Raw genomic sequence first — 2754 nt, 5'->3', positions numbered from 1 at the left:
CGCGTCACGCTCAGCCCCGGCCGGATCGGCGCCATCACCAAAGCCGCCCTCGTCCTCAACAACGCCTGGCGATGAATTTCGTCGAGAAAACCTCAATAGTAGACGGTACAGACATCGCGCCGGCCGGCCGGACGGAACACCGGCTACGGCAACTTCCGCCGGTCGGTTACTGACTTGACTCGTCGGGTGAATCTTCGCGGATGGGGGCGGGCTGGCCCCTGCGGGGCGTCGGCGCCGTGAGGGGGTGCGGATGCAGGCGGTTTCGAACAGAGGGCCAAACCGTCGGAGGTTGCGCGACGGCTGCGGGCGAGCGTGAAGTACGCGGAGGTCCCGATCAGCTGCACGAGCGCGAGGGGGAGTCCTACCACCCACTGATCCTGCCAAGCCGGCGCCCCCGCCCAGCAGCACCGCACACGCCGCCTGGGCGCACAGCGCCACCGTGAACGACTTGGTGCTCACCTCGAGGTGGGACTGCTCCAACCTGGCCGGCACCTTCCGCCTCGGTAACTGGATAGGTGGTTCTGGCTGAGGGCGTGCTTGATCGCCGGTTGGTGGGAGCGGTGGGGATCAGGTGGTGGCGGGCGTCCAGGGGCTGCCGCGCATGGCCTGGACGAGGACGTCGAGCATGGGTTGGTCGTGCCGGGCGGCGGTGGCGAGGCAGGTGCGGACCGCGGCGAAGTCCTGGGCTCCGAGCAGGGTCTGCAGGCATCCGGAAACCTTGATCCTCAGTTTCCCCATCCTGACCGTCTGTTCGGCGGGGTTGTTGTCGAACGGCAGCCGCAGGTCGTGGACCCAGCGCAGGTAGTCGTCCCATCGCCGGTGCAGGCGCTTGAACAGGGCGTGGTGCTTGGCCTCGGTCTTCGAGGCGCGGGAGGCGGTGGCTGCCAGCCCGTCGTTGACCGCGATGCGCAGGGCCTGAAATTCCCCGGTCCTGACCGTGTCCTCGATCTGTCCGGCCCTGGTCATCCGGGCCGTGTCGGTGGCCTTCTTCAGCGCCAGCAGGGCGTCGATGGCCCGGTAGGCCGCGCACCGGGCCTGCTCGCCACCGCGTCCGGTCACCGCGACCAGTTCGCGCAGTGCGTGCGCCGCGCACAGGGCATGGGTGGCGTCGGTATAGGTGTCGTAGGGGGCCCAGGCGTCGTGCATGGCCACCCCGCGGAAGCCCGGCAGTACCCCGGCGGCGTCGATACCGTCGACCCCGCGCCGGCGGTGGACGCTCAGGTGAACGAACGTGCCCGTGGAGGCGGAGTGCAGCCAGTGCAGGCACCCGGCGGTGCGGAACCCGGTCTCGTCGGAGAACGCCAGCGGCGCGGCGGCGGCTTTCGCGGCGACCAGCCGCCCGAAGGCATCCAGATTCTTCGCGCAGCGCCGCACCCAGGAGGCCACGGTGCCCGGCGCAGCCGGCGCGTCGAACAGCTCGGCCAAGGCGGTGGCGGTGCGGTCCCTGGACAGGAACTGGCCGTGCATCAGATACACCCCGTGGCTGCCAGCCGCGGCCCGTACTGCACCGGGGCGGCCACCGTGTCCGGGGCCGCGGCGCGGGCGGTCGTGCCGCAGGCACACCGGCAAGTGACCAGCCGATGCCCGGTCACCTCCACACCGATATGCTCGGGCAGGTCGAAGACCTGACGCCGCTCCACCCCGACCCGCTCGGCATCGGCCAGATCCCTCCCGCAGCCGGCACACGGACCCTGCGGCCGGTGTTCCACCTCATGGCCGGGATCGGCGACCCGGGCCAGCGTGACGCCTTCCTGCCCCTTCGGGCGGCCCGGACCCCGCCCGGACCTGCCCCGCAGAGACTCCGGGGCCGACTTGGCCGGCCCATCCGAGGACCGTCACCCACGGCCGGATCCGACGCCGGCCGGCCCTGAACTGGGCCTTCGCCTCGGCAACCGTGCGGCGGGTGGTCCGTTCCCCGCCCGTGAAGCCCATCGCGGCAATCCGCTTGTGCACCACGTCCGCGCGGATCCTGCCCTGCGAGCGGACCACCAGCTCTTCGGTCTTCGGCAGGTAGTCGTCGATCGCCCTCGCCCGGTGACGGTGCCGGCCAGGGCTCTGCCCAGCCGCCCGCATCTTCACATAACGGGCCACTGTGTGGTGGTCGCACCCGGCCAGCCCGGCCGCAGCGCGGTAACTCCCTGTGAGGTCGTATGCCTCAAGGATCTCCATGATCTCCCTGCTGTTCTTCACCCGCTCGAGCCTCGCCGAGCAGGACCTGTCGGGGCGAGCGGGGAGAAATCTGGCCGTACGCGGGGAATCCCGTGGCCATCAGTGGGGCGGTAAATGGCCGCCTATGGGGAGATTGCCATGGCCGCCGTCACACCAGACATCGTCATAACGCCGTGACCTGCCCGTTCACACACCCGCCGAGACTTTGCAACCGCCCTGCCTCAACTCCTTATCGGATCACGACTCCACGCTACGAGGGGAAGCACACAGACCCTCACCGGTTGGTGGGTCGGGATGATGAATGAGCGGTGCCCTGTGCCTGACCGTTTGGGGGAGTGTGCGGCCATCCCGAAAAAAGGTTGAGTAGAAGTACGTCTTTCCAATCTCGTCTTTCTGGGGTCTCCCGTGGCAACTTCTTCCACCAGCAGTGGTTACGGCTCGGTCGTAGCGCGGGCTGCAAGCGTCACGCCCGGTACCACGGGGTTCCGTGGTGGTTTGCGCCGGGTGGCGTTGGCGACGGCTGTGGTGATGGGGGTGTCGGCGGTACCGGTGGTGTCGGCGGTGGCTGCCGATACGCCGGGCGGG

1 protein-coding gene and 2 pseudogenes are annotated in these 2754 nt (G+C 69.5%); 1 reads left to right on the top strand and 2 read right to left on the bottom strand.

The features are described from left to right. Positions 1 to 190: 190 nt before the first annotated feature. A pseudogene (locus tag AC07DW_RS34010) lies at positions 191 to 324 on the top strand (IS630 family transposase); the annotation flags it as partial. 243 nt (positions 325 to 567) lie between these two features. On the opposite strand, the gene tnpC reads toward AC07DW_RS34010, so the two are convergent. Then, positions 568 to 1563 carry an IS66 family transposase gene (gene tnpC, locus AC07DW_RS34005; RefSeq protein ID WP_478861463.1) on the bottom strand — a complete coding sequence of 332 codons (996 nt, stop codon included), beginning with the start codon at positions 1561 to 1563 and terminating at the stop codon, positions 568 to 570. A gap of 261 nt (positions 1564 to 1824) precedes the next feature. Continuing rightward, positions 1825 to 2190, bottom strand: a pseudogene (locus AC07DW_RS34000) (IS21 family transposase); the annotation flags it as partial. Between the last annotated feature and the right edge of the window lie 564 nt (positions 2191 to 2754).

This window comes from Streptomyces sp. NPDC045701, assembly GCF_056432045.1.
The sequence above is the reverse complement of the archived record's forward strand: the minus strand, read 5'-3'. Positions and strand labels throughout refer to the sequence as shown.